26 protein-coding genes and 4 tRNA genes are annotated in these 26766 nt (G+C 39.1%); 8 read left to right on the top strand and 22 right to left on the bottom strand.

Annotated elements, in window-relative coordinates; genetic code table 11:
* Positions 1-28: 28 nt before the first annotated feature.
* Together EAL87_RS05500 and EAL87_RS05495 are read right to left on the bottom strand one after the other, a co-directional pair.
* Positions 29-1261, bottom strand: coding sequence for an NAD(P)/FAD-dependent oxidoreductase (locus EAL87_RS05500; RefSeq protein WP_120913551.1), 1233 nt, complete (start codon positions 1259-1261; stop codon positions 29-31).
* Positions 1262-1286: 25 nt separating this feature from the next.
* A complete protein-coding gene (locus EAL87_RS05495) occupies positions 1287-1664 on the bottom strand; it encodes a RidA family protein (protein ID WP_108243033.1) in 378 nt (125 codons plus the stop codon).
* Between the two features lie 315 nt (positions 1665-1979).
* On the opposite strand from EAL87_RS05495, the gene EAL87_RS05490 reads away from it, so the two are divergent.
* The 6 genes from EAL87_RS05490 to EAL87_RS05465 all read left to right on the top strand — a co-directional run bounded on the left by EAL87_RS05490 (position 1980) and on the right by EAL87_RS05465 (position 4738).
* Positions 1980-2054: transfer RNA gene (locus EAL87_RS05490), tRNA-Gly, on the top strand.
* 41 nt (positions 2055-2095) lie between these two features.
* Positions 2096-2182: transfer RNA gene (locus tag EAL87_RS05485), tRNA-Leu, on the top strand.
* A gap of 53 nt (positions 2183-2235) precedes the next feature.
* Positions 2236-2310: transfer RNA gene (locus tag EAL87_RS05480), tRNA-Cys, on the top strand.
* A 48-nt stretch (positions 2311-2358) separates the two neighbouring features.
* Positions 2359-2446 (top strand) — tRNA-Ser (locus EAL87_RS05475).
* A gap of 125 nt (positions 2447-2571) precedes the next feature.
* Complete coding sequence (locus EAL87_RS05470) at positions 2572-4062, top strand: Na+/H+ antiporter NhaC family protein (RefSeq protein ID WP_120913549.1); 1491 nt, start codon at positions 2572-2574, stop codon at positions 4060-4062.
* Between the two features lie 313 nt (positions 4063-4375).
* A complete protein-coding gene (locus tag EAL87_RS05465; protein ID WP_120913547.1) occupies positions 4376-4738 on the top strand; it encodes a hypothetical protein in 363 nt (120 codons plus the stop codon).
* 373 nt (positions 4739-5111) lie between these two features.
* On the opposite strand, the gene EAL87_RS05460 is transcribed toward EAL87_RS05465, so the two are convergent.
* The 3 genes from EAL87_RS05460 to accD are packed head-to-tail and all read right to left on the bottom strand — an operon-like array spanning position 5112 to position 7470.
* Positions 5112-6125 (bottom strand): LapA family protein, encoded by a 1014-nt coding sequence (locus tag EAL87_RS05460; RefSeq protein WP_120913545.1) that lies wholly within the window; start codon positions 6123-6125, stop codon positions 5112-5114.
* A gap of 9 nt (positions 6126-6134) precedes the next feature.
* Complete coding sequence (gene rlmH, locus EAL87_RS05455; protein WP_120913543.1) at positions 6135-6587, bottom strand: 23S rRNA (pseudouridine(1915)-N(3))-methyltransferase RlmH; 453 nt, start codon at positions 6585-6587, stop codon at positions 6135-6137.
* Between the two features lie 13 nt (positions 6588-6600).
* Positions 6601-7470 carry an acetyl-CoA carboxylase, carboxyltransferase subunit beta gene (gene accD / locus EAL87_RS05450; RefSeq protein ID WP_001917307.1) on the bottom strand — a complete coding sequence of 290 codons (870 nt, stop codon included), beginning with the start codon at positions 7468-7470 and terminating at the stop codon, positions 6601-6603.
* 80 nt (positions 7471-7550) lie between these two features.
* Between accD and recO the strand changes: the two genes are divergently transcribed.
* Both recO and EAL87_RS05440 read left to right on the top strand, forming a co-directional pair.
* A complete protein-coding gene (gene recO / locus EAL87_RS05445) occupies positions 7551-8165 on the top strand; it encodes a recombination protein RecO (RefSeq protein ID WP_162972642.1) in 615 nt (204 codons plus the stop codon).
* Between the two features lie 10 nt (positions 8166-8175).
* Positions 8176-8832, top strand: a complete 657-nt coding sequence (locus tag EAL87_RS05440; protein WP_120913541.1) for a CinA family protein — start codon at positions 8176-8178, stop codon at positions 8830-8832.
* Between the two features lie 2 nt (positions 8833-8834).
* On the opposite strand, the gene EAL87_RS05435 is transcribed toward EAL87_RS05440, so the two are convergent.
* From EAL87_RS05435 to EAL87_RS05355, 17 genes are all read right to left on the bottom strand, one after another.
* The gene (locus tag EAL87_RS05435) at positions 8835-9401 is read right to left on the bottom strand and encodes a hypothetical protein (protein ID WP_120913539.1); all 567 of its coding nucleotides are present in this window, start codon (positions 9399-9401) and stop codon (positions 8835-8837) included.
* 64 nt (positions 9402-9465) lie between these two features.
* Positions 9466-10098: an oxygen-insensitive NAD(P)H-dependent oxidoreductase RdxA gene (gene rdxA, locus EAL87_RS05430; protein WP_120913537.1), complete on the bottom strand. Its 633-nt coding sequence runs from the start codon at positions 10096-10098 to the stop codon at positions 9466-9468.
* Positions 10095-10949, bottom strand: coding sequence for a prolipoprotein diacylglyceryl transferase (lgt, locus tag EAL87_RS05425; RefSeq protein ID WP_120913535.1), 855 nt, complete (start codon positions 10947-10949; stop codon positions 10095-10097). Before lgt ends, rdxA begins: the two co-directional genes overlap by 4 nt.
* A 9-nt stretch (positions 10950-10958) precedes the next feature.
* A complete protein-coding gene (locus EAL87_RS05420) occupies positions 10959-11687 on the bottom strand; it encodes an RluA family pseudouridine synthase (protein ID WP_120913533.1) in 729 nt (242 codons plus the stop codon).
* An 11-nt stretch (positions 11688-11698) separates the two neighbouring features.
* On the bottom strand, positions 11699-12880 hold the full coding sequence (waaA, locus tag EAL87_RS05415) for a lipid IV(A) 3-deoxy-D-manno-octulosonic acid transferase (protein ID WP_120913531.1): 1182 nt from the start codon (positions 12878-12880) through the stop codon (positions 11699-11701).
* On the bottom strand, positions 12881-13648 hold the full coding sequence (locus EAL87_RS05410; protein ID WP_120913529.1) for a zinc ribbon domain-containing protein: 768 nt from the start codon (positions 13646-13648) through the stop codon (positions 12881-12883).
* 9 nt (positions 13649-13657) lie between these two features.
* Positions 13658-14389 (bottom strand): GTP cyclohydrolase I, encoded by a 732-nt coding sequence (locus EAL87_RS05405; protein ID WP_120913527.1) that lies wholly within the window; start codon positions 14387-14389, stop codon positions 13658-13660.
* A gap of 1 nt (position 14390) precedes the next feature.
* Positions 14391-15287, bottom strand: a complete 897-nt coding sequence (glyQ, locus tag EAL87_RS05400; protein WP_120913525.1) for a glycine--tRNA ligase subunit alpha — start codon at positions 15285-15287, stop codon at positions 14391-14393.
* Between the two features lie 13 nt (positions 15288-15300).
* Positions 15301-16239: an NAD(P)H-dependent glycerol-3-phosphate dehydrogenase gene (locus EAL87_RS05395; protein ID WP_000401705.1), complete on the bottom strand. Its 939-nt coding sequence runs from the start codon at positions 16237-16239 to the stop codon at positions 15301-15303.
* 29 nt (positions 16240-16268) lie between these two features.
* The gene (locus EAL87_RS08065; RefSeq protein WP_162972631.1) at positions 16269-16430 is read right to left on the bottom strand and encodes a hypothetical protein; all 162 of its coding nucleotides are present in this window, start codon (positions 16428-16430) and stop codon (positions 16269-16271) included.
* Positions 16427-17812: a dynamin family protein gene (locus EAL87_RS05390; protein WP_120913523.1), complete on the bottom strand. Its 1386-nt coding sequence runs from the start codon at positions 17810-17812 to the stop codon at positions 16427-16429. The genes EAL87_RS08065 and EAL87_RS05390 overlap by 4 nt, the downstream gene beginning before the upstream one ends.
* Positions 17809-20148: a dynamin family protein gene (locus EAL87_RS08060; RefSeq protein WP_162972640.1), complete on the bottom strand. Its 2340-nt coding sequence runs from the start codon at positions 20146-20148 to the stop codon at positions 17809-17811. Before EAL87_RS08060 ends, EAL87_RS05390 begins: the two co-directional genes overlap by 4 nt.
* 1 nt (position 20149) lies before the next feature.
* Positions 20150-21796 carry a dynamin-like GTPase family protein gene (locus EAL87_RS05375; RefSeq protein WP_162972651.1) on the bottom strand — a complete coding sequence of 549 codons (1647 nt, stop codon included), beginning with the start codon at positions 21794-21796 and terminating at the stop codon, positions 20150-20152.
* Positions 21797-22002: 206 nt separating this feature from the next.
* Positions 22003-22290: a virulence factor gene (locus EAL87_RS05370; RefSeq protein WP_000271452.1), complete on the bottom strand. Its 288-nt coding sequence runs from the start codon at positions 22288-22290 to the stop codon at positions 22003-22005.
* A gap of 69 nt (positions 22291-22359) precedes the next feature.
* Positions 22360-22641 (bottom strand): DUF3240 family protein, encoded by a 282-nt coding sequence (locus EAL87_RS05365; protein WP_000880319.1) that lies wholly within the window; start codon positions 22639-22641, stop codon positions 22360-22362.
* Positions 22642-22651: 10 nt separating this feature from the next.
* Positions 22652-25711: an efflux RND transporter permease subunit gene (locus tag EAL87_RS05360; RefSeq protein ID WP_162972637.1), complete on the bottom strand. Its 3060-nt coding sequence runs from the start codon at positions 25709-25711 to the stop codon at positions 22652-22654.
* Positions 25711-26760, bottom strand: coding sequence for an efflux RND transporter periplasmic adaptor subunit (locus tag EAL87_RS05355; protein WP_162972648.1), 1050 nt, complete (start codon positions 26758-26760; stop codon positions 25711-25713). Before EAL87_RS05355 ends, EAL87_RS05360 begins: the two co-directional genes overlap by 1 nt.
* Positions 26761-26766: the final 6 nt, after the last annotated feature.

The raw sequence follows: 26766 nt of genomic DNA, 5'->3' as shown, positions 1-26766 counted from the left end.
ACAAACTAGGGTTTAAAAAAGAAATTCCTTAATCCCTAAAAAATGCAGAAAAAAGCATAATATCGGCATTTTTTTCATTCGCTCCGTCTTGGCTTAAATTGGCGATGATTTTACCAATGGCCGGGCCAAAAGTGATGCCAAGCCACCCCAGTCCTGTCGCATGGATTAAGTTTTTATAGCGTTTGTCATAGCCCAAATAAGGAATATCATTAGGGGTTAAGGGTCTGAAACCGCACCATTCTGTGGCGTCTTTCATTTCAAAAGGCTGCGTGAAAGCGGCTAAATTCTTTTTCATGTTAGCGATTTGCTCTTTATCAATGAGAGCGTTATTAGTGTTTAATTCCAGTTTAGAAGTGATCCTAACGGTGTCTCTTCGTGGGGTCATTGCCATGAAAATATCCGCAAATAAGGAAGAGGTTTTGGGTTTTAATTCTTCAGGCATTTTAAAAGTGATGCTATAGCCTTTAGCCCCCATCATTAAAAAATCGTTTTTGGTTTTTTTAATGAGAGTGGGGTTAGCCCCAGTGGCTAGAATGATTGTTTCTGCTTGGATTTTTTCTTTATGCGTGATAACGCCATCAATGAGATTATTTTTAAACTCAAAATCAACAACCTCTTCATTATAAAGAAACTCCACGCCCGCATTTTGTAAATATTGTTGCAAAGAGCGCATCACTTCGCCCGAATCCACATGCGCGTTTTCGGTCAAAAGCACGCTCCCGCAGATATTATCATTAACAATAGGCATGTATTCTTTGGTCTCTTTAGCGCTAAGGATTTTATAAGCACCGCTGTCATCGCAAGTCTTAATCTTTTTTTCAAAACTTTCTTCTAAAGTGTAGATCATTAAAAGCCCGTCTTCTTTATACCAAAAGTCCATGCCGTCTTTTAACATTTGATGATACACATCAACACTCAGCCACCCGTAGCGTTCAAACAACGCCATGGTGCGGTGCGTGGTTTTAGCGTTCGCGCTTTTTACAAACTTTAAAATCCATTGATAGAGCTTTAAATTAAGCCCAAAATGGAATTTTAAAGGGGCTTGGTTTTTGAGCATGAGCTTTAGGGTGTCTAACACCACACCTGGGCATGAAAGCGGGGCTTTTTTAAACGCAGAAATCAGCCCGGCATTCCCAAAAGAAGTGCCGTTTGCGCCATCGCTTTTTTCAATCACGCAGACCTTATGCCCTAATTTATGCATAGAATACGCGCAAGAAAGCCCCACAATCCCACCACCTATGACCACGACTTCTTTTTTCATGCTTGCAAGCCCCTTTTAATCAATATCACTTAATGGCTATCGCTTCAATTTCTACTAAAGCGTCTTTAGGCAGTTTAGCCACTTGAAAGGTCGCTCTGGCCGGATAAGGCTCTGTAAAATAACTCCCATAGATTCCATTCACCACCGAAAAATCGTCTAAACTTTTCAATAAGATAGTCGTTTTAACCACGCTATCCATCCCTAGCCCTGCTTCCTTTAAAATCGCTTTGATATTTTCCATGGACTGCGTGGTTTGAGAATGAATGTCTGCGCCTTTAAATTCGCCGGTGCTCGCATCAATGCCTAATTGCCCAGAGACAAAAACAAGATCGTTAGTAGCGATAGCTTGAGAGTAAGGGCCTATAGCCTTTGGGGCTAGCGTTGAATGGATGACTTCTTTCATGATTGAAACTCCTATAATGATGTGTTATGTCAGCTATTATTATGCAATCAAATTAAAAAGAAATAAAAAATGAGTGCAAAACGCCATGAATTTTCATCTTATTATAAGGTATTGTATATTTTTTACCCATATTTAGAAATTCTTAAACGGGTTTTGTTTGAATGGAAACTCAAAACATTATTGTTCATTTTTTAAATAAAAGGGGTTTTGGCTGTTTTTGATTGGTTTTAAAATCAGTTTTGAAATTTTTCATAAGCCCTTGACTTTTATTATTGAGTTTAGATACAATAACAATCGTCTTTTTGAATAAAGAGTGCGGGAATAGCTCAGTGGTAGAGCACGACCTTGCCAAGGTCGGGGCCGCGGGTTCGATCCCCGTTTCCCGCTCCATATTTTGATTTAACTTCTAGAGCATGGTTTCTATTTAGTTTGCCCAGGTGGTGGAATTGGTAGACACAAGGGACTTAAAATCCCTCGGTAGCAATACCGTGCCGGTTCAAGTCCGGCTTTGGGCACCATTTTTGAGTGCGATTTGATTTTATTTTTTAAACATGCTAGTGTTAAAGTTTAAGGCGACATAGCCAAGTGGTAAGGCATGGGTCTGCAAAACCTTGATTCCCCGGTTCGAATCCGGGTGTCGCCTCCATTGTTGTAGTCATTCAGGGGCTTTTGCAAGGGACTTTTATGAAAATAGCGGGAGATGGCTGAGTGGTTGAAAGCGGCGGTCTTGAAAACCGTTGAGGGTCATACCTCCGGGGGTTCGAATCCCTCTCTCCCGGCCACTTGATTAAAATCTTTTAAGCGATTGGTTTTGGCAAATTCATCTCTTCTTTTGACAAAGAATTTTGTGAATATTGATTGTCTCTTTTAATTGAAATTTAAGGATTAGTTTAAAGGATTTTATTCAGTGGGGTTGTCAGCGTTAAGCCTTATTGTTCCTTTTAGCGTTATCTTAATGGTGGTTTTCACTAAAAGAGTTGCGCTCTCGTTGTTTGCAGGCATTTTAGTGAGCGCTGTTTTAATGCATTCGTTACACCTTTCTCAACTTGTAGAATACATTTATCATAAAATCACTTCCGTTTTTTACACTTATGAGCCAGAAAATGGGCTTCATTTCAATCTTTCCAACCTCTATGTTTTTGGGTTTTTAATCTTTTTAGGCGTTTTGAGTCAAGTGATTTTGAAATCCGGTAGCGTGCAGAACTTTGTCAAAAAAGCTAAAAAATACTCTAAAAACGCCAAAACCCCCGAATTTATCGCCTTTTTTTCAGGCATCATTATTTTTGTAGATGATTATTTTAACGCCCTGACCGTGGGGCAAATCTCAAAGTCTTTAAACGACGCTCATAACTCCACACGAGAGCGCTTGGCTTATATCATAGACTCCACTTCAGCGCCGGTGTGCTTACTAGTCCCTATTTCTAGCTGGGGGGCATATATCATGGGGATCATGAATAACGACAGCTCGCCCTTATTAAAAGATAGTTTTTCGGTGCTTGTGCAAAGCTTAAGCAGTAATTATTATGCGATTTTTGCGCTCATTGCAGTCTTTCTCACCATTTTATGGCAAATCAACCTCCCTAGCATGAGAAAATATCAAAACATAGGCGTGAAGGATTTTTATAGCGAACAAGAAGAAAGCTCTTCAAAACTAGCCCCCTTAAGTTTGTTACCCCTTTCTATTTTATTATTGATTGTGTCAATTTCCTCATTGATTTTTTATACAGGAGTGATCTTAAAAAACACCGATGCGAGTTTTTCGCTCTTTTATGGGGGGTTGTTTTCGCTCATTGTTACTTATCTTTTAGCTTATAAGTTTTTAGAAAAAGGGAGCTTTTTTAAACTCATGTTGGATGGCTTTAAGAGTGTGGGGCCAGCGATACTAGTCTTAACGCTCGCTTGGGCTATCGGGCCTGTGATTAGAGATGACGCTCAAACGGGGCTTTACTTGGCCCACATGAGCAAGGAGTTTTTAAATAATGGAGGAGGCGTGTATATGCCCTTAATCTTTTTTTTAATCTCTGGGTTTATCGCTTTTTCTACCGGCACAAGTTGGGGAGCGTTTGCGATCATGCTGCCCATTGGAGCAAGCATGGCTAATGAAAGCGATATTATTTTGATTGTTTCAGCGATCCTTTCTGGGGCGGTTTATGGGGATCACACAAGCCCCATTTCTGACACGACTATACTATCAGCTACTGGGGCAGGGTGTTCGGTTCAAAGCCATTTCATCACGCAACTCCCTTATGCGACTATTGCGATGCTTTGCAGCGCGGTGAGTTTAGGGGTGGCAAGTTTTATGCATTCGCACTCGCTCGCGCTTGTAATCGGTATAGCTTTGCTTGTGGGGGTGTTTTATCTTTTAAAAAGGTTGTATGGTGAAAATCTAAAAACTTGAATATTGACTGAAGTGAAGCTTAAAAATCCCATTTTTTAAAATTAAAATAAGGTTTTAGCGATCCCTATTGGATTAAAAAGAGTCTTATTCCATTATCAATCAATTTAAAAAAATTATTCAAAAATAACCACCAATTGTAAAAATCTTCACAAACCTCTAAATCGTAACGCTTTTAAAAAAAATACGTTTTTTTTAATTTTTTAATCAACTATTAAGGTGTTTTAAGTTAAATTTCCTTATCTGTTAAACATATGGGTAATGTTATATCTTAAGGAAAGAAAATGGGGTTAGGACACTAATAAGTTTAGGGATTTTGTTAAGCGTTTTGAGTGGCGATGATCTGAGATTGTATTCAAAACCTTTAGTCTATTCGGCTGGAAGTGGGATTATTGGGATTGATATTGACAAACGGACATTTTATAAGCGAGCGTTCGCTTTCACGATGAAATCGTTGTTCGGTGAAAACTTGCTTTTGTTTGTCAAATTAAAGCATTCTGCGTTGACGAGCAAACACATGAAAGGGCCTTTAGAAAACCGCCATCATCATTCTTTCGCTAAAAATTATGAAAAAGCGGTTAATGGTTGTCAAAAGTATTTCCATATCAAATTGCCTGAAGGCGCTCCTAGCAACTTCAAATCAGGTTCATACATGGCCACTATGGTGGTGCGTTTTTAAAGTTTTATTTGGGGTATTCTTAATACCCTTATCTTTAAAAACACAAATTTATTTTTTAGCCTTTTTTTAAATCTTCTTAGGACTCTTTATATTGATTGAGTGGAGTGTTTTCAAGATATGGATAAAAATTCATAGAAGAAAAATAAAAAGGCTCTGTTTCCATCAAATACGGGTTACTAAAACTTTTTATGGTGGGTTAAAGCGTATTTTTGGCTTTAATTGTTTCTTTTAGGGTTAGTTTCATCAAGGTTTAAAGCATTAGCGTCTTTCCTCTTATCATTTGGTGCTAAAAGCGATCCAATTAGCCCATTCCTTGAATTTTTTGTAATCATCTGTTTTTATCCGCCTTAAAAATGTGGGGCAAACAAACCCCCTACAAAAACGCTTCTAATTTATAGGCTTTTTTATGCTCTTGTTTCAAATCCATGTAAGCGTTTAAAAGCATGTATTCTTCAAAGGATAAAACCGCTAGATGCTCCTTAGCGAGATCGTTCATTTCTAATTCTAACAACACGAATAAAAAGGCTTTTTGCGCCTTATCGTCTTCTTGGCTTAAAACCTCAAAAAACTGGAACCATTGATCGGGGACAAGAAATTTTTGCGCTTTTTGCGCGAGCTTTAAATAATCGTTCTTGTCATAACCCACCCTTTTGCAAAGCTCTGAAATCTTTAAAGTATCCGTGTTTAAAGATTTTTCAAAAAAGGCTTTTAAAAAAGACTTCACGCATTCTTTATCCAAGTTCTCTTGCATCGCATTCAAAGCCTTTAAAACCTCTTTTTTGTTGCCTTTTTGGGCGATTTCTATAAAAGCGTAGCGGCGTAATTCCAAAGGGATTTGCGCGTTTGTTAGAACTTCAAAGGCGTTTTTCAAATCGTTATGGATGAAAGCCTTCAAGCGTTTAGAAAAATAAGCATGCTCATAAGCCAGAGAGTGCTTAGCGTGATCTTTGGGCTCAAGGGTGTTATTTTCTATATTGTGGTAATGCTTAAAAAGGTTATCCACTTTTTCGCACCCACTGCTTGGCGTGTTTAAATCAGCCTTTAAATCATAGCGGGCTAAGATTTGGGAGAGATTTTTAGCGAGATCGCTTTTAAATTTCGTTTTTAAAAAAGTCTTTTGGGTGTCTTGGGACAGGATTTGTTTGAGCAATTTGTCAAAATCCCTTTTTTCGTGGTATAAGCGGATTTTATGGCTAAGGTTGTGCTTGAATAAAAAAACCCATGAAAAAAAAGCGAACATGCCCAAAACGCCCATAAGCCATACCGCAATGGGAAGATTAAAGCTGTAGCTCCCTAAATTGAAGGCGTAAGCTTGCGGATCAATACTATAAACAAACACACCAAAACCCACAATGAACAAAAATGTAAAGATAATGTAAAAACGCATGCGTACCTCCTATTTATGGTATGGATGCTTAAAAATAATGCTTAAAGCCCTATAAATTTGCTCGCACAAAACAATTTTAGCCACTTCATGGCTAAAAGTCATCTCGCTCAAACTCCAAGCTTGACAATCCTTTAAAAAATTTTCTTCAAACCCATACGCTCCAGCGATAAAAAAATTAATATTAAGATGATTTTCTAACATTTTACTAAACGCAAAGCTATCGCCCCTTTGAGCTTTAGGGTGTAAAGCAATATTTTTTGCCTTAGGGTTTAAATACGGCTCAAAGGCTAGAGAGTAGCTTTTTTGAGCGAGTTCTCTAGAAACTTTTTGAGCGTTGGCGGTATTTTTAGGGAATAAATCCACTAATTCCAGCTCGCAATCAAATTGCTTGCATTGCTTTTGATAGCTTTTTAATAACTCTAAAGGCGAATTTTTAGCGATAGAATACACCACGCAACGCATCAACGTTGAAACTTTAAAAAATCTTTGAAGTCTTATGCGTCATCATAGCGATGAGATCACTCAAAGTTTTTTTCAAATCCTTCCTGTGCACAATCATATCAATCAAGCCATGTTCTAATAAAAATTCCGCTGTTTGAAAGCCCTCAGGCAAATCCGCCCCTATAGTTTGTTTAATGACCCTAGGCCCTGCAAAACCTATCATCGCCCCAGGCTCTGCGATAATGAGATCCCCTAAAAACGCAAAAGATGCACTAACGCCCCCATAAGTGGGATCGCTTAAAAGCGAAATGAAAGGGAGTTTAGCCTCACTCAATCGATTCAAAGCCGCACTCGTTTTAGCCATTTGCATGAGCGAATAAGTGGATTCTTGCATCCTAGCCCCCCCACTCGCTGAAACAATCAATAACGCTTCTTTTTTAGCGACCGCGCGATTGATCGCTCTTACGATCTTTTCGCCTTCCACAGAGCCTAAACTCCCCCCCATAAAGCTAAAATCAAACACCACGATCTGCAAAGGCATGCGGTTGATTTTAGCCTCACCGCTGATCACTGAGCTTGGGCGGTTAGTCCTTTTTTCGTATTTTTTAATGCGTTGTTTGTAGCTCTCTTTATCCACGAAATTTAAAGGGTCATTAGGCCGTAAGTGTTTGTCAAACTCTTCAAAACTCCCCACATCGCATAAAAATTCAATCCTTTCAGCCGCTTTCATGCGGAAATGGTAATGGCATTTCAAACACACGCTGTATTTACTAAACACTTCTTTATGATACATTAATGCATAACATTTAGGGCATTTCACCCAATGGCTTGGTTGTTCTTCCTTACTTGGTGCTGTCCGCAATTTATTGATCTTAAAATTTTTAAAGAAATCTGCAAATCCCATGTTTTTCCTTAATTTTGCAGTTTTATTAGGATTGTATCCAAGTTTTGCTTATAATAGACAAAATTAGCTTAAGAGTAGTGATGCAAGGGTTTCTTTTACAAACACAAGGCATAAGAGATGAAGATTTGATCGTGCGCGTTTTAACCAAAAACCAGCTCAAAACTCTCTATCGTTTCTATGGCAAACGCCATAGCGTGCTGAATGTGGGGCGTAAAATTGATTTTGAAGAAGAAAACGATGATAAATTTTTACCCAAGTTAAGGAATATTTTGCATTTAGGCTATATTTGGGAAAGAGAAATGGAACGCTTGTTTTTTTGGCAACGCTTTTGCACTCTTTTATTCAAACATTTAGAGGGCGTGCATTCTTTGGATAGCATCTATTTTGACACTTTAGATGATGGGGCTAGCAAACTCTCCAAACAGCACCCCTTAAGAGTGGTTTTAGAAATGTATGCAACGCTTTTGAATTTTGAAGGGCGCTTGCAAAGTTACCATTCTTGTTTTTTATGCGATAAAAAATTAGAAAATTCTGTCGCTCTAGCGCAAGGGTTTATTTTAGCGCACCCCTCTTGTTTGAAAGCTAAAAGCCTGGATTTAGAAAAAATCCAAGCCTTTTTTCGCACTCAAAGCACGATTGATTTAGAATTAGAAGAAGTGGAAGAATTATGGCGCACGCTGAATTTAGGGTTTTGAAAGGTTAAAGATGAAATTTAAATTTTTAAATATGGATAATGAGAGCGGTTTTATTTTGATTGAAAAAGAATTGAAACGATTGAAAATTACCGCTCAAGTCAAAGAAGATTGCATTGAATTAAAAGGCGAGAATATCAAACAAGCGAGAATTTATCTTCAAACGCTTTTTAACTCCAATATGGTGGAATTAGACGACAACAAAAAAAGCGCAAACGCTTTAATAGAGCGCTTGAAATCTTTAGGCTTAAAAATGGCGGTGGCTGAAAGCTGCTCTGGGGGGTTATTATCGCATGCATTCACTTCCATTAGCGGGGCTTCAGCGGTTTTTATGGGGGGTGTTGTGTGTTACAATGAAGAGGTTAAGCGCGAATTATTGAAAGTCAATGCCACGACTTTAAAAGTCTTTGGGGTTTATAGCGAAGAATGCGTGAAAGAAATGCTATCAGGCGTGTTTTTCAATTTTAAAGTGGATTTAGCGTTGGCGATCAGTGGGGTGGCTGGCCCTAATGGGGGGAATAAGGCCAATCCTGTAGGCACGATTTATATTGGTGCACAAAAGTTAGGATCTCAAGCTCTAATCGATCGCTGCTTTTTTGAAGGGAACAGAGAAAGCATTCAAAATAAAAGCGTAGAGCATGCCTTAAACATGCTCGCTAGAATGCTATAAAACTACCTTAACGCGCAAACGCTACCAAATTCTTTTTGAGCGACCTTAGCGATATAAGCGATTTCATTATCGTTAAGGTTTTCAACGCTCGCTTTTAAATACCTTTTGATTTGCTCAATCTGGCAACCCACTAACTTGATTTTCACCACAGCCACCTCCGATTTTAAATTCGTATAGGTGTCGGATACCTGGATCTTAGTCGATAGGTAATTATAGACAGCGTAGCTGATATTTGTAGCCGTTTGCTCGGACTCATGGAATTGCTCCATGAAGCGTTTTTTATACTTCATCATGATTTCATGAAAAACCACGATCAAGCTCAATTTAGCGTTTAAAGTCGCTTGCTCAATCCCTAAATATTTGTTATTAACAGGGATATACGCCACGCCCATTTCTTCGTAGGGGACTTTAGGGTCTTCAAAAACCCAAGCAGGAGCATCAGACAGTTCTGATTTCATGCCCTTTAAATCAGAGACTAAAATCCCATCATCTCTTAAAAGACTCTTAGCGCTTAATGAAACGCTTGAAAACACCCCTAAAAGAGCGATTAAAACCATTCTTTTAAACAAAATGCCACTCCTTAAACTTTAATTTAGGTTTGATTATAGTTAAAAAGTTTTTGATTTTGTTTAATCACAACCAAGTAATTGCATCAATCTTTGATTTTCTTGATTTTTGGCTCGCTTCTGCCACCCTCTTACCCAAAGCGATCAAGCATGCGATTTTAGGCTTATTGATACGCTGTTCTAAAATCTCGCCCACTTTTAAAGGATCAAAGCCTCCAATAATGCAACTATCCAATCCCATTAAGCTCACGCCCATGCAAATTTGCCCCACAGCGATATAGCACTGCTCTAAAATATAGCTTTCTAATTTTTGCATGCTGTGGTTGAATCTCACGCCAAGCATTTGAGCAAAAGAGGGGATCACTCTAACTTTATAAGACTCCGGATAAAGGTTTTGCATGTAGTGGCTGTGTGGTAACAACTCGCTGGGTTTTAAAGAGCATACCACCATTAACGCTGAAGCGCTTTTAATCATTTCTTCATTGAAATATCTGTGCGCTGCAATTTGTTTTTTTAAATCCTTATTGGTAACCATCACAAAATGCCATGGCTGTGTGTTGTAAGAGCTTGGCGATAGTCTGGCGATTTCAGCGATTTCTTCTAATTCTGTGCTAGAAAACTCATAATGGCTATCAAACATCTTACAAGAATGGCGCTCATTCAATAATTGTCTTCTTTTTTCTTGATCCAAAAATTTCATTGATTTTCCTTTATTTTTTTAGAATTTTTCGTAGCATACAATAAAATCCCTAACGAAACAATTACCATAAGTAAGCTTAAAATCTGCCCCATGCTCAAATCCAAAAAATAAACCCCCATTTGGCTGTCCGGCTCTCTGTAAAATTCCGCAATAAAGCGCATCAAAGAATACCCTAAGCCATAAACCACAATGAGCAACCCATGCGTTTTGGTGTGTTTCTTAGCCCACATTACCATTAAAAACACAATAACCCCTTCTAAAAACGCTTCAATCAATTGGCTGGGATAACGCAATTGATTATCCACCATAATGCCTATGATTTGCCCTAAATGGCTGTCTTTGGGGACAACCCTCCCCACAAGCTCCTGATTTAAAAAATTCCCAATCCTCCCAAAAACATACCCTAAAGGCAGGCTGATCGCAATCAAATCCAAATAAATCAAAAGCTTTTTCAAATCCTTACGGCTATAAAGATACGAAGCGATCAAAAACCCTACTAGCCCCCCATGATAGCTCATCCCACGAATGCCTATAAAATTCCCATGGCTATCAAAAGGGTTAAAGATTTGCCAAAAATGCGTCAAATAATAGCTGGAATTAGGCTCATAAATAAGAATGTATCCTATCCTTGCCCCTAGCACAATGCCAAGCTCCGCCCATAGAAAATAGCTCTCAAATTCCTTCCTTTCAATGGGGAATCGTTTGGGGTCTTTTTGGATCATTCTTAACGCCATGTAAAATGCGATAACAATCGCGCACGCATACGCCAAACCATACCAATGCACTTCAATACTGCCAAGACTAAAAGCGATAGGGTTAAATTGATCATAAATCGTATTCCAAGCGTTCATGATCAATCCTTAAAATTCAAATTCTTTAGGGGGGATCGCTTCAAATTCATACCCTAGTAGCGCGATTTTATGTGCATGGAGCATCAAGCGTTTGGCGGAGTGTTGGCTATCGCCATAGATTGTATCGCCTATAATGGGGTGGTTGATATGCTTTAAATGGACTCTGATTTGGTGGGTTCTTCCGGTTTTAATTCCCACTTTTAAAAGGGTTTTTTTGTTGATGATTTTTAAGGGCGTGATGATTGTAACCGCTTCTTGCCCTTTTTTAGAGATTTTACTGAAAGCTTTAGTGGTTTTAATGGTAAGAATGGGGGCGTTGATTTCTCGCTCTTCTTCTATAATGCCTTGAGTGAGCGCTAAATATTCTTTTTTAACCGCCCTGTCTTTAAAAGCCTTTTTAGCTTTTAAGTGGAATTCTGAATTTTCTTTCACCAATAAAACCACCCCGCTTGTTTCTTTATCCAAGCGGTGCAACAAAACCCAACCTTTGAAAAAAGAAACCAAATCATAGCTCTCTATAAAGGGGGGTTTAAAAAGGGCTAGAACGTTTTCATCTTCAAAAATCACGCTGGGTTTTTCAATTTTTTGGACGCTAAAGCGCGTGTTTTTAGGGAGTTCTTTTCTGGCGACCATCAATTTCTTCCCTCCTATACTCACTAACCCCAAATCAATCAAAGCTTTGGCTTTTTTATGCGAAACGTTTTCTTGAACGCTCAATATTTTATAAGCTTTTTCCATGTTTATCCTTTTTAATGTTTGATGAAGGCGAGCAATTCGTTTAAATCATGCCCGTTTTCTAAAAAACGCGCCACGCCTAAATTTTTGTAATCTAAAAGAGCGTCTAACAAATCCTCTTTTTGAACGATTTTATAAGGCTTGATTAATTCAAACAACGCTACCTGGTTGAAAAGATGCTCCCCTGTGATTAGGCGCGCATTAAAAAACGCCGGCTCTAAAGGGTTATGCCCCCCCATTTTGACAAACGAACCCCCTAAAATGACAATATCAGCGATCGCATAGAAGTTATTCAATTCCCCCAAGCTATCCACTAGCAAAATATCGCATTCCACAAAACCCTTTGAAGAAAAACACTCTAAACTAAAACGAGTCGTTTTTAAAGCATCTTGCAACAAATTCTGCACGCTTTTAAAACGCTCAGGGTGGCGCGGCACGACAATCAGTCTTGCATTTTTAAAAGTCTTTTTCAATTCTAAAAACGCTTTTAACCCTAATTCCTCCTCGCCCTCATGCGTGCTGGCTAAAACAATGTTTAAAGCGCTTGGGTTTTTAGGGTAAAACGAAGTGATCACAGGCTTTGAAAAACGCTTGATATTCAAAAAATCCACCACTTTTTTAGCCCCTAGATTCAATAAGCGCTTTTTATCGTCCTTGCTTTGCGTCAAAATCAAATCAATGCGTTTGAATAAAAGCGCATAAAAGAAAGAAAAACGCTGGTACTTAGGGTAAGAACGGACGCTGATGCGAGCGTTAATGAGCATGGTTTTTGCCCCTAATTTTTGAGCCGTATCAAACACATTAAACCACAATTCCGCTTCTGTAACCACCAAAGTTTTTAAGCGTTTTAAGTTTTTTTTCCATGCAAATAATAGGGTTTCAAAAGGCAGGTAACGTACTTCTATGTGTTGAGAATGCTGATAAGTTTGAGCGGCTAATTCAAACCCGGTATTAGTGGTAACGCTGATTAAAATCGGCTCTTTTAAAGCTTGAATGATCGGCTCTAAGGATTTGACCTCCCCATAAGAGCATGCATGGAACCAAAAAATCGGCTCGCTTTTTAAAAGATTGTCTTTGAGAAAAAAACGAGCCTTTAAAGAATGGCGGTATTTTTCCTTAAAACTCAAAAGCAAGATGAAAGGCACACAAAAAAGATGCCCCAAAGTTAACAATAAAAGGTAGAAAAACTTAAACAATCAAACGGATTCTTGGCTTTCTTTTTGTTGGCTTTCTTTTGGAGGTTGAGCGTTACTTTCATACGCGCCCTCAGCGTATAAAATACGCCCGCAATACGGGCAAGTGATCATATCCCCACTCGTTAGCACTTCAGTATAAATCTTATCGTTCAATCTAATAAAACAACCCCCACAAGCCTGTTTTTTGATCGTTACAATGCTCGTGTTTTTCGCCCATCTTCTAATCCTTTCATAAAAGCTATAGATTTTAGGCTCGGTTTTTTCCACAAGTTCTTCTTTCTTTTTAAAGATGATCTGTTGGGTTTCTTTGATGTTTTTGACTTCGTTTTCCACCAAATTTTCCAATTCCAGCGCTAATTTTTCAAGCTCTAGCATTTCTTTTTTCAAATCCTCTTGTTTTTCGCTTTTATGTTTGATTTCATTTTGCAGGTTTTCAATTTCTCTGTTGGCTTGGTTGGATCGCTCTTTAGCAATATCTTCTTCAATGTTTAAAGAGCGCAATTCCCTTTCGGATTTGATCTCGCTCATTTTCTTTTGGATACTGGCGATTTTAGCGTTCGTGTCTTGTAGGGTTTGCTCGTTTTTAGAAACCTGTAATTTTAGGGCTAATTTTTCCTCTTCTAAATTCAAAATCGCTTTATTTTTAGCTTCTTTATCATTCAAGGCTTTATCCAAGTCTTTTCGTTTTTCTCTGATCAACGGCTCTAAGGAGTCAATTTCTTTATCCAAATGCGAAATTTCAATCAATTGTTTGAGATGGGTGTTCATCGCTTTCCTTTAAATGATTTGCAAGGGGTTTTTAAAATTCTCTATTGTAACCAAATAATTAAAAGAATGCAAAATTTCAGCCACAATGAGTGCAAAACCCCTTTCGCTATAATAATGCGTGGCGTCAATCAAGCTTATCCCTAAAGATTGAGCGATCATGGCGTCATGGTATTTCACATCGCCTGTAACCAAACAGCTTTGCGCTTTTAAAGAAGAGAACATGGACGCCCCCGATCCGCACACAAACGCTACATCTTTAATGATTGGAGAACTTTTGACACACGCCAAGGATCCCACCCCTAAAGAAGATTTAATCCTTTCTACAAGCGTATCAAATTCTGTATTAGCGTTTTCTTTCACTAACATAAGGCCTTTTTCCATCAAGCCATCAAACCCTAAAAGCGCGTGCGCGAAATGCTTGTTTAAATGCGTTTTGTCAAAATTCGTGTGCATGCTAATGACTGAAATGTTTTTTTGGATTAGGATTTTTAAAATATTCCCCGGATAAGCCTCATCATTAAGCGTTTTTAAGGGCTTGAAAATTAAAGGGTGGTGCGTGATGATTAGGGCGTTTTTGGGAGCGTTTAGAGCGATTTGAAGCGTGATTTCTAAGCATGCGACAATCTCGCTAAACTCATGGTTTTCACTCCCCACATTCAACCCACTATTATCCCACGATTCTTGGAGTTCAAAAGGCGAAACACGCCCTAAAACTTCCAACACTTCCTTGACTAACGCCATTTTAAGCCTTTGAGAGAGCGTTTTTTAAACGCTCTTCCCTCTCTTCTTCTTGCTCTTTATAAAGAATGGCACACCCTTTGGCTAAATCCCTGATTTGTAAAATATAATTTTGCCTTTCAGCCACCGAAATCGCTTTTCTGGCGTCTAAAATATTGAAAAAATGCGAGCATAGCATCACCAAATCATAAGCCGGTAAGGGGAGCTTGTTTTTTAAGCAATGCAAGGCTTCGACTTGGGCGTTTTTAAACATTTCTAATAGCCTTGTTACGCTCGCCACTTCAAAATGATACTTGCTGAATTGGTATTCGCTTTCCAAATGCACTTGCGCATAACGCACGCTTTCATTATCCTTTTTAGCCCATTCAATCTCTAAAATATTTTCCACTTTTTGGACATACATGGCTAATCTTTCCAAGCCGTAAGTGATTTCCACAGGGATAGGGCTGCAAGGAATGCCCCCCACTTGCTGGAAATAAGTGAATTGCGTAACTTCCATGCCATCAAGCCACACTTCCCAGCCAAGCCCCCACGCCCCTAAAGTCGGACTCTCCCAATTGTCTTCTACAAATCGTATATCATGCTCATTAAGGTTTATCCCTAACACTTCTAAGCTTTTTAAATACAATTCTTGGATATTAGAAGGGCTTGGCTTGATGACTACTTGGAATTGGTAATAACTCCCCAAGCGGTTAGGGTTTTCCCCATAGCGCCCATCAGTAGGCCTTCTAGAGGGCGCGACATACGCGACATTCCACGGCTTTTTATCCAAACTCCTTAAAAGCGTGGCCGGATGGAATGTCCCCGCTCCTGCAGGAATATCATAAGGCTGGATCACCAAACAGCCTTGATCTTTCCAATACTCTTGTAATTTTAATAATAAACTTGAAAAATCTTGCATGCTCTCTTTCCTTTTAAGCGCGTCTGATCAAATCGTTCATGCTCTCTAGCACACTCTTACCCTTTAAAAGCAAGGCTAATTCGCTCGCAATGGGCGTATAAATGCCGTATTTTCTAGCGATTTCCACAATGGCGTTGGTCGTTTTCACCCCTTCAGCCACTTCGCCCAATTCTTCTAAAACCACCTCTAAAGGCTTGTTTTGGGCTAGCCCCAAACCCACACGATAATTCCTAGATAAAATAGAATTAGCGGTTAAAAACAAATCCCCAGCCCCAGAAAGCCCTAAAAAAGTCTCTGTCTTGCCCCCAAAGAACGCCCCAAAGCGTTGCATTTCCACTAAACCACGAGACAATAAACTCGCTTTAGCGCTATTGCCTAATTTCAAGCCATCACAAACCCCCCCCGCAATGGCTATCACGTTTTTATACGCCCCAGCGATTTCACCCCCTATGATGTCTTGTTGGGCGTAGGCTCTGATAAAAGAGGGGGTTTTATTGGCAAATTCTAGCGCTAAAGCCTGATTATTGGAATGAATGACGAGCGCGCAAGGCAGGCCTTGAATGATTTCAGCCGCAAAACTCGGGCCCGCTAAAAAACACAAAGAATTAGGATCGATAAAATCCTTTGCAATCTCGCTCACAAACGCCCTGTTTAAAACCTCTATCCCTTTAGAAGCGATTAAAACCTTAGCGTTTTTGGGTAAAGAAGCGTTTTGAAACCATTCCCTTAGATGCTGCACGCTGATAGCGATCACATAGAGTGCGGCTTTTAAGCCTCTTTGTAAATCCACTTGCTCTATGGGGGCAGAACCTTTAGAAATCAAAGCGTCATTGAGCTTTTTTAACGGCTCGTTTAAATCGCGCCTTGAAATGATTTTGACTTCATTCTTTTCTCCAAAAGCAAAGGCCAAAGCCCTCCCCCATGCCCCGCCACCAAATACTGCAATTTCCATTAAATTCCTAATCTCATTGATTATAAAACTCACCATTTTACAATAATAAGTTTAAAATAGCCCTTACAATCAAAACGCTGTCTTTGATTAAAAATAAGGTAGTTTAAATCAGAAATCTCTTTCACGCTCCGATCTAGATCACCGCCGTTTTGTTCTCCTCCACTTTCGCAAATCGTTTTGAAGCTCCTCATCGTTTAAAGCGATCCCTAAAATATAGCGCCATTTCTTTGATTTCTTCAAACTCTCTGTAGTTTGCTTCGTCGTCCTCTTCGTCGTCGTTTTGTTCTTTGTATTTTTCAAAAGTGAAAGCGCTCACACGATCAAAAACCTTATCAATACTTTCTTTAAACAAGTCAATCACTCCGTTGAGTTGCGCTAAATTCTCTCTTTTAGATTGCTCTTGCTCGGAAAATTCTTTTTTGAGCGATTCCATTTTATTAAAAGTGTCATCGTTGAAATCATCAAAGCCCTTTTGCAATAAATCCAATTTGACAGAATGCAAAGCCTTTTGGTAGCGTTTGAATCGGTTAGCGTCTTGCTCAATAGCCTTTTCATACATGGAATGCACCTCGTATAAATACCCTAAAATTTCGTTTTGTTTCTCGCTCCTTTGATTCAACTTCATTAGAAATTCCTCAAGCGAGTCAAAAACTTTGCTTTTTTCGCTGAATTCTTTATATTCTTGATACCTTGTAGCGCTGTAAGCGCAAATCCCTAAAAACTCAATGCCATGATCTTTTAAAGTTTCTCTAATTTGTTTAGCGACTTCTTCTAATTGGCTTTTGGTACGCCTATCAGCCCTACTCAATACGATAAAAACCTGCTTGCCCTCTTCTTCGTATAATTCTTGCAAAAACTCTAAATCATCGCTTTCAATACCCCCACGCTCGCAACTAACAAGCCATAAAATGTGTTTAGCGTGCTTTAGGGATTCTTTAGAGGCTTCTTTGTCCCCACCCGTATAGCCTTGATTGCCGGGGTTATAGCCAGGCGTGTCTATGAAACATAAAAATTCAAAAGGCACGCTAGGAGCGCTCAAAAGCATGGAAGGCATGATTTCTTTTAAATTAAAACCAAGGGATTCTAAAAACTGATGGTCAAAAGTGAGATGGGGCAATTCCACCATGCCTCCATTTTGAGAAAACCCCATTAAAACTTCTTTTTTACCTTTTAAGCAATAAGTGGGGATGGCTGTGGTGGGATTCATGTCTTCAGGGAGTTTTAATTTCAAACCCAACAAGTTGTTTAAAAAAGTGGATTTGCCCGCGCTAAACCCTCCCCCCACCGCAACGATGGTTTTTTGGAACAAACTAGGGTAGCTCGCTACCAATTGCAATTCTTTTTGGATTTCTTGGAGCATCAGTAACGCTATTTCCTTTTCTTTGAGCGAATCCACGCCGCTAGCGAACTCTAAAAACTCGTTATCCAAGACGCTCTGGTATTCTTCTAGCCTTTCATTGTTTGTTTTGGCGTTTAAAATACGAGCGATTAAATCGTAGCGTTCTTTTAAACCCTCTGTATTGTGGTGGTTTTCAGCCCTGCTAAATTTGTCATTAAAAAAATTAACGCTCATTGAATCCCTTTTAAAGCCTTGATTTGCGCGTCTAATTGAGCGATGGATTGTTCTTTGTTTTGCACTTGATTGTGCAAGTTTTGCATGTCTTTTTTAAGCTTTGAAAGCACCCCATTAGCAAAATCTTGTTTTTTTAGATTCTCTTCTAAATAAGCACAGTATTTTTTCACATCGTTTTTAGTCTCAGTCCCAAAACCTCTCACATGCGTTCCCACACTTTTTATGAATTGAACGGCTCCATCGCCTTTTAACTCACCCGTTTTCCCCCCTATCTCGCTAGGAAGCTTATCAGTGTAATCAAACTCTTTAAATTCAATGGAATCTAAAACAGCCATCACGCTTTTTTTGAAAGCCATCTCATCAATCAAATCATCATCACCGATTATTTGACGCAAGACAGGAAAGACTTTAGCGTAGAGTTCTTTTTTAAAATTGATTTTAAAAGATTTAACGCTGTCATTCAAAGCATTTTCGCAGCGTTCATGCATCTCTATTAAATAATCAAGCACTGCTCCGGCTTTAATGACTGCTCTTGTGCGAATCACTTCATCATAGCCCGCATCATCATCAGCCCAAAATAAAAAATTCCTTTTAAAGCTCCCCCAAGTACCGCCTTGCTTCACTCTTTCAATATAACGCTCTTCTTCCTCTTCTTTTTGAGCGCCCACCTTAGCCGTTTGGATAGCTTTCGTTAAGGTTTCATTCAAGCCATCTCTAATGTTTTTGATGAAATGCACAATAAATTCTTCATACGCCTCCCTAAAATCCGTTTCAATTTTACCAGAGAGGTTTTCATAAGCCTTTATTTGCTTTTTAATCACGCCCATATCAGCGTTTTTAACCCTCTTTTTTTCATCTTCCAAATCTTGCAACAGCTGCGCTATCAATTTATGGAGGTTGTTCGCTTGTTTTTGTGCATAATCTTGCAATTTTTGAGAAATGATCTCTTCTTTCCTTTGAGCGGCTTTTTCTAAACGCTCTTCAATCGCGCCCATATTGCTTAAAAACAATAAGCTTTCTTTAGACTTATCATCGCTATTAAAAGCGTCAGGGTAAAAATCTTTTAAATTCCGTAAGGCATTGTGATACTCTTCTGTTTTTTGGTTGCTTTCCCAAGAAGCTTGGTTGTTGAAATCCTTATACATGCTAAAGCAAACCCCTGAAGCCAGAATGACGCCATTTTTGATCGCTTTTTCAAAAATCCCTCGTTGGTTAGGGTAGTTTTGAATCAACGCTCCCATAATGCTATTTAATTGAGATGAAAGGACTTTTTGCGCGTTTTCTAAGGCTGTAGGGAGGTGTTGGTTGGATTTTTCCACTTCACTCATAGAAAGAACAGCACCGTCGGCTTGGCTTGCCACAAAATAAATTTCTTGAAGGCCTTCTTTATTAGAAACCCTATCAAACAAATCCATATCGCTATCCGTTAAAAACTGACCAGAAGGGCTTACAATAAACACCACATCGCAATCTTTCAATAAGGCTTTGGTGCGTTCTTCCCTAGAAGCGATCGGATCATTCACTCCTGGGGTGTCAATCACTTCCAAATCTTTAAGATTGGGGTTATTCAAAGAAATTTGCACCGCTTTAGTGTAGGGCATATACTTCCCGTCCGCGCCCACGAATTGGAGCAATTTTTGATTCAGCTCTTCTAAATTATTGGCTTGAATGCGCGGATCCAATTTTTCCGTGTTGGGCGATCCGCTTTTTTTCATTCTTTCGCATTGATCGTGTGATGAAACGAGTCTCGCATCCTTTTCTAACTCGTTTTTAGCGATCCTTTCGGCCCTTTTGTTGATTTCTTCATCGCTTAAAACCCTCTCTTTGGGCGCTTCTTCATGGCTTTTGTTTCCGCTAAACTTGTTGCCCAAACTCTTAAATCCCTCTTTAGCCCTGTTTGAAAGACTCTGTTTTTCTTTTTGTTTGTTGACTTCTTCTCCAACAATCCTGTTAAACTCCCTTACATACCGTTCATATTCGTTTTCAAGCTCTGCAATATCCTTTGGGCTATAAAACTCCACTTCAGCGCTCAGGGTCTCGGCGTATTTTAAAATGGTAAGGCTAGCCGTCATGGGCGTTGCCGCTTTGGGTAAAACCTCTACACCCTCAAAAATCAAAGCGTTTAGAAGCGAGCTTTTGCCCGCTTTCACGCGTCCGATGATACCGACTTTAAGATCCCTATCTTCAGCCTGTATTTCTTTTAGCGTTTTCTCTAACTCTTCGGTTTTGATCACAGCGTTTTCGCTGATAAAAGGCCTAGCTCTTTCTTGCAAGCCTTGTTCTTGTAGCGTTTTTTCAACTAAAGCGCTTTTTTTGATGAGTTCTTGCGCGTTCATTTTAATCCTTTAAATATTGTTGTTCTAAATCGCTTAAAGCGTTGATCTTGTTTTCTAAGATTTGTTTTTGATTTTCTAAATCGTTAAGGTGTTTTTCTTTTTCCTTTTGAGCGAGCGCGATTTCTTGTTTTTTATGCGTGATTTCTAATTCGCACCGATCTTTTAAACCTTTTAGGGAATTTTCCAAGCATTCATTAAACAAGCCCGGTAAAACTTTTTTAAGATTGTATTGAACCTCTGGTATCACTTTAACTTCAATCAGATTTTCTAATTTCGCCCTCTCTTTTTCCTCGTTTCTAAAGAATGAAGCGATGATATTGGGCAATAGGATCAATAATTCTTTTAAAAGAGGTTTTAACCCTTGTAAGATCAGCGCGAAGGGTCTTGTAACCGGGTTCTTGGATAAAATCACGCTTAAGGCGTTGATCCCTAATTCAAGGCTATGCTCTAAATTCACAGAAAAACCGCTAGAAAGCTGCGTGTTGTTCAAGCTTGCAAATTCCGCACAAAAATCTTTTGAAAAAGAAAGGTTGATCTTTTCAATCTCTAATTTAGCGTTTTTGATCAAGCTTTGCTGCATGATGCTTTCTATTTCGCTATTGAACTCGTTAGGCTTGTTGGTTAAAGAGGCTAAATAGGATTTTTGCTCCCTGACCTCTTCTACTACTTTTTTAACCACCGATCCCACAGCCACGCTAGAATATTCTTCTTCTAAATTAGCCCTTAATTTTTCATAGGTTTTTTCAATGTCTTTAACGCTCAAATCCAAAGCTTGTATTTCTTCTAACGCCTTTTCTTTAGAATAATCAAAGCTTTTAATCACGCTTTTTAGGCTGTTTTGTAACTGGGAATTTAAAAACTTCAATCGTTTCAAATACAAAGCGCTAAAAAGCTTTTCAGCGTCTATTTTATCCGCTACCTCTAAAAGAGCGTTATTGTCTTTATTGGAATAAATAAGATGCGTTGTCAAATCAAGGTGATCCTGGATTTGATCTTGAATGTAGTGAGAGATTTCTCCCACTTGCGAAGCCGTTCTTAAATCCGTTTTACTCAAAATAAAGCTAAGGCCTTTGTCAAACTCTAAAAGGTTTTTCAATTCCCTAACCATGCGTTTAGTAAGGTTGCCCTCTTCTACGCTTGTGAGGATGACAAAATGCACGCCCCTTTCTAAATATTCCAAAATGGCATGGGTGTGGCTTGAAATGGGGCTATCAAACCCGGGCATATCCACAAACACTAAAGGAAGCACTGTTTTCAAAGCTTCATTATTCAAATAAACCTTAAGGTAGGAATACTTCATGGCATTGTCTTTAATCGCTTCAAAACTTTGCTCATTCAGTTCAAAACTCTCTGCTTTTTCATCATTGTTTGAAAAAGCTTCTATGCGTTCATTAGTGCTATAGTGCAACTCAGTGGCTAAAGAAGTCTCTGGCGTGATACCGGTAGGCAAAACGCTACTGCCTAAAAAGCGGTTTAATAGCGTGCTTTTGCCTGCACTGAAATTCCCCACAACGGGTATCACAAGCTGTTGTTTTTGAATGCTTTCTAAAAGAGTAGAGCATTCTGTTTTATCGATCTCCACTTCTTTTAAAACTTCTAAAACCTGTTCTAAAAACTCCACAAAATTCGTCTGTGCACATAAAACCATCATCAATCCTTTAAAATTAAAAATTAAAAACTAAAATCTAAACAAGACGCAAAAATCCCCAAAAAGGGTTTATATGGGTATGGGTTTATATGGGGGTGAAAAGATAAAACGGCTGACTAGAGAGAGAGAGAGAGAAAGCGGATTTTTAAGAATAATAGTCATTACAAACTCCTAGCACCATTTAATGGTGGGTATTATACTTGATTTCATAAAACAATCTTGATAGCCGGCATTAAATCGTTGTTTTCTTCTATTTTTAACATTCTCACATCTTTAACACAAACCGCAAAACTTGGTATTTGCTTGGCTAAAATTTGCACCGTAGCGACGCAAGTAACAGCGTTGATGGTCTCATCGCCAAAATACACGCTACCTTGTTGCCATTTAAAGCCATGTTGTTCCATGAATTTAGCAATATCAGAATAAACTTTTGACAGATTCACTGCGTTTTCATTCAAGCAATTGGTGTCAAGATCAAAAGTTACAGCATACATTTTAACTCCTTTATTGGTTTGTGTTATAGCATGTTTTTACTTAGAATTTCGTTTGATAACCCATGCGTTTTACAACCCATGCGTTTGAGAATAAAACAATTTCATTTCTTTAGAAGCGAACTGGTTTTTTAAAGCTTGGGCTAGAGATAAAGCCACTTCATCGCTTAAAAAAAGCTTGAATTTAGCGTAGTCTTTACGCCCGCTCACCTGCTCTTTTTGGCTTAAAAGCAGCGAAGAAGCGGCGTATTTATAGCACTCCACATAAAAAAAATCATCAAAGCCTTTTTCAAATAAATAATCTATTAAAGCGTCTTTCAAACAAATATCAATATAAATTTCTAAAGCCAGCATGTAAAATCCCTTAATTGATTTTAATCTTTTTAGCAATGAGCATGAACATGGGCGGCAATAAGAGTAAGGTTAGAGCGCTTGAGGTAACTAAGCCCCCAAGCACCACGATCGCTAAAGGTTTTTGGACTTCTGATCCCACGCTATGAGAAAATAATAAAGGTATCAAACCCAAACCGGCAATGCAAGCGGTCATTAAAACCGGCCTCAAACGCCTTTTAGCGCCCAATAAAACGCATTCTTCTACGCTTTTTCCTTGCAAGAGAAGCTCTTTAAAATAGCCTATCATCACCACGCCGTTTAAAACCGCAATCCCAAAAAGAGCGATAAAGCCCACGCTCGCTGGCACTGAAATATACTCCCCTACCGCAAACAACGCAATAAGCCCTCCAGTAACCGCAAAAGGGATATTCAAAAGAATGAGCAAAGCTAAAGGAATGCTTTTAAAAGTGAAAAAAAGAATGAAAAAAATCGCTAAGATGCTTAAAGGGATAACGGTGGAAAGCCTTTTATTGGCCCGTTGCTGGTTTTCAAACTGCCCCCCATAAGTGATATAGTAGCTAGGAGGGAGTTTGATGTTTTGAGCGATCACTTTTTTAGCCTCTTCTACAAAAGAGTTCAAATCGCGCCCCACCACATTACTGCGCACCACGCTCATGCGCATTGAATTTTCACGCACGATAGAAACAGGGCCATCCACTTCTTCAATCTTAGCGATAGAAGTGATAGGCACTAAAACCCCATATTTGGAAGTCAAGGCTAAACTTTTGATTTTAGTGATAGAGCTTGCAAAATCGATCTCTTGGCGGATCATCACCGGGGTTCGTGAAATCCCTGTAGGGATCACATCCACGATCAAACCCTCTAAAGCGGATTTTAAAAACTTGGAAAATTCATCGCTAGTGATCCCCACATTCGCCATCGCTTCTTTATTAGGGGTTACATACAAATAATTCACGCCCTCATTGAGCGTGGTTAAAACCTCACTAGAGCCTTTAATCCCTTTTAAAACTTGCGCGATTTGAAAACTCAATTTATTCAATTCGCTAATATCATCTCCAAAAATCTTAACCGCTAAATCCCCCCTAACCCCTGTAAGCATTTCAGAAATTCTCATTTCAATGGGTTGGGTGAAAGAAAAGTCAATCCCCTTAAAGTCTTTTAAAGAATCCATGATCTTTTCTAACAATTCATCTTTATTCTTCACGCTCCATTCTTTTTTAGGGATGAAAGAAATAAAAGTATCGGTTTGATTCAATCCCCCCAAATCCAGCCCCAATTCATCGCTCCCTGTGCGCGCGACAATGCTTTTAACTTCCTTGACATGCTTTTTAATCGCGCTCTCAATATTTAACATGAGATCTTTAGATTGATCTAAAGAAATAGAAGGGGTGGTTTCCACGCTCAAAACCACATCGCCCTCATCTAAAGCGGGCATGAAATTCTTCCCCACAAAAGGGAATAAAGAAAGGCTTGCGATTAAAAAAACAAACGCTCCTAAAATCACTTTTTTAGGGTTACGCACAAAAAATTCCAATAAAGGGGCGTAGATTCTGTTTAAAAACCTCGTTAAAAAGGTTTCGCTATGGGGCGTGGCTTTTAAGACAAGAGAGCTCACTACAGGAATGATAGTGATGGATAAAACTAAAGTGCCTAAAAGCGCATACACAATGCTTTGCGCTAAAGGCCTAAACATCTTGCCCTCTAAACCCTGTAAGGTCAAAATCGGCACAAAAAACACAATGATAATTACCACCCCGCTCACCACTGAAACAGCGATTTCTTTGCATGAGCGATAGATCGCATGGAGTTTAGTGGTTTTAGTGTTAGCGCTCAATTTTTCAAAAGCGTTTTCCACCACCACCACGGCTGAATCAATGAGCATCCCTATAGCGATAATCAACCCCCCCAAACTCATCAAATTTAAAGTCAAATCGCTAAACTTGATAAAAATAAATGCCACGGACAAGCTTAAAGGTAAAATCACCCCCACAGCCACGCTCGCCCTCAAATTCCCTAAAAATAAAAAGAGCGTGATGATGATTAAAACAACGGCTTCAATGAGCGTTTTAGAAACGGTGGCAATGGCTTTTTGCGTGAATTCAGATCGATCATAAAAAACATTAATGGAAACGCCGCTCGGTAAAAGGGGTTTTAATTCCTCTAATTTTTGATACACTTGAGTGATGATTTCTTTGGTGTTAGCGTCTTTTAAAGAAAGCACTAATCCTTCTGTGGTTTCGCCCACGCCATCTTTAGTAACAAACCCCAAGCGGGTGCGAGACTGGCTGATGACTTTCGCAAAATCCTTAATGTGCAAATGCCCTAAATTCGTGGAAACGGTGATTTTGCCAATGTCTTCCAAACTCAAAGAAGCGGTTTGGATTTTGACTAGAAAGGTTTCGCCATCTCTATCCACGCGCCCCGCTCCGCTGTTTCTTAAATTCACTCTTACAGCCGCTTCTAAATCAGAAATACTCACCCCAAGCCTTGCCATGTCATTAAAATCCGGCACGATCACAAACGCCCTGCTAAAGCCTCCAATGGAATTGACATCCGCCACGCCGCTAATCATTCTTAATTGCGGGCGGATCACAAAGTCTAAGAGCTGTCGTTTTTCTATTTCAGTGATATTGCCATCAATGGTGAACATAAAGATGTCCGATAGCGGTGTAACAATGGGCGCCATGCCCCCTTCAACCCCCACGGGCAAATCCTTCATCACGCTGCTCAAGCGTTCATTAACAATGTTTCTCGCTAAATAAATATCCACGCTGTCATCAAAATCTATCGTAATGTCTGAAATAGAATATTTTGAAATACTTCTTAAAGATTTTTGCCCTTTTAAGCCTAAAAGCTCCAATTCTAAAGGGCGCACGATGTTGTTTTCCATTTCTTCAGGGCTAGAGCCAGGGAGTTTTAAAATGATTTTAACTTGAGTGGGCGAAATATCCGGAAAAGCGTCCACTGGAGTGTTGATAAAACTATAAGTCCCAAAAAATAAAATAAGAATCGCGCCAACAATCACGATCACTCGCTGGCGTAAGGAAAATTCAATAATGGAAGCGAGCATTATTCTTCTCCTAAATTGTTGATCATGCCTTTTAACCCTATCAATGACCCCACTGCCACGCTGTCATTAGGGTGTAAATTTTGAGCGTTCACGATAAAAATCTTGCTGCGCTCTTCTAAAACTTGAACCACCACAGGCCTAAAACCTTTAGGCGTCCTCACAAACACCAGGTAATCCTTTCCGTTCCTTATTAAAGCCTTTGAAGGGATTAACACCGAGTCTTTAGGTTGAGAGCCTTGAATATACATTTCTACCATTTCCCCCACATGGTAATTGCCCTCATCTAATAAAGCGGTGGCTAAAATCGTGTTAGAGCCTTTGTCTAACACCACCGAAACGCTTTGGATCTTCCCGATTTTTTCCCCCTCTTCATTATAGACCGGCGAATCTCTTTTAATGGTTTTAGAAACGCCTACAGGCAATTTGATTTGAGCGATCAAATCATCGCTTTTTGAAATACGCACATAGCTAGTGAAAGCCAGAATCTTCTCGCCCACATTTTTAGGCGCTAACGCTAAAAGACCGCCATCTCTAGCCACAATCCTAAAACCATACTGCCCTTTAGGGTTTTTGGGATCCACGCCAAAGCTTTTAAAAGTGGATTCTAATTGCTCCACTTTCAAACCCATTTCTTCACTGGTTAGAAAGCTCGTTTGATATTCTCTTTTAGGGATCACCCCAGCCCTATAAAGCTCTAAATCTTTTTTAGTAATATCTTTAGCGATTTTTAATTTATTTTGGTTGTTTTGTAATTCAAAATACAAATTGCTCAAATCAATGGAGCTCACTTCACAGATCGCATCTCCAGCCTTCACCTGCTCGCCCTCTCTTTTATAAACCGCAACCACAGACGCATCAAAACTCAAACTCTGCACCACAGAACTTTTACTATCAAAATCAATATAAGCGTTAAAAGGAAGCCCTTTACTGAAAATCTCTTTATCTAATTTAATCACCTTTAACCCCATGGGTTGCAAGTTTTTTTCTTCTAAAACAATTTCTGGATACTCTTTAGCTTCCAAAAAAACACCCAAAACGCCCATTAACATAAGCCA

The sequence above is a fragment of the Helicobacter pylori genome, assembly GCF_003636935.1.
GTDB classification, from domain to species: Bacteria; Campylobacterota; Campylobacteria; order Campylobacterales; family Helicobacteraceae; genus Helicobacter; species Helicobacter pylori_CH.
This window is presented reverse-complemented; position numbering and strand designations above follow the sequence as displayed.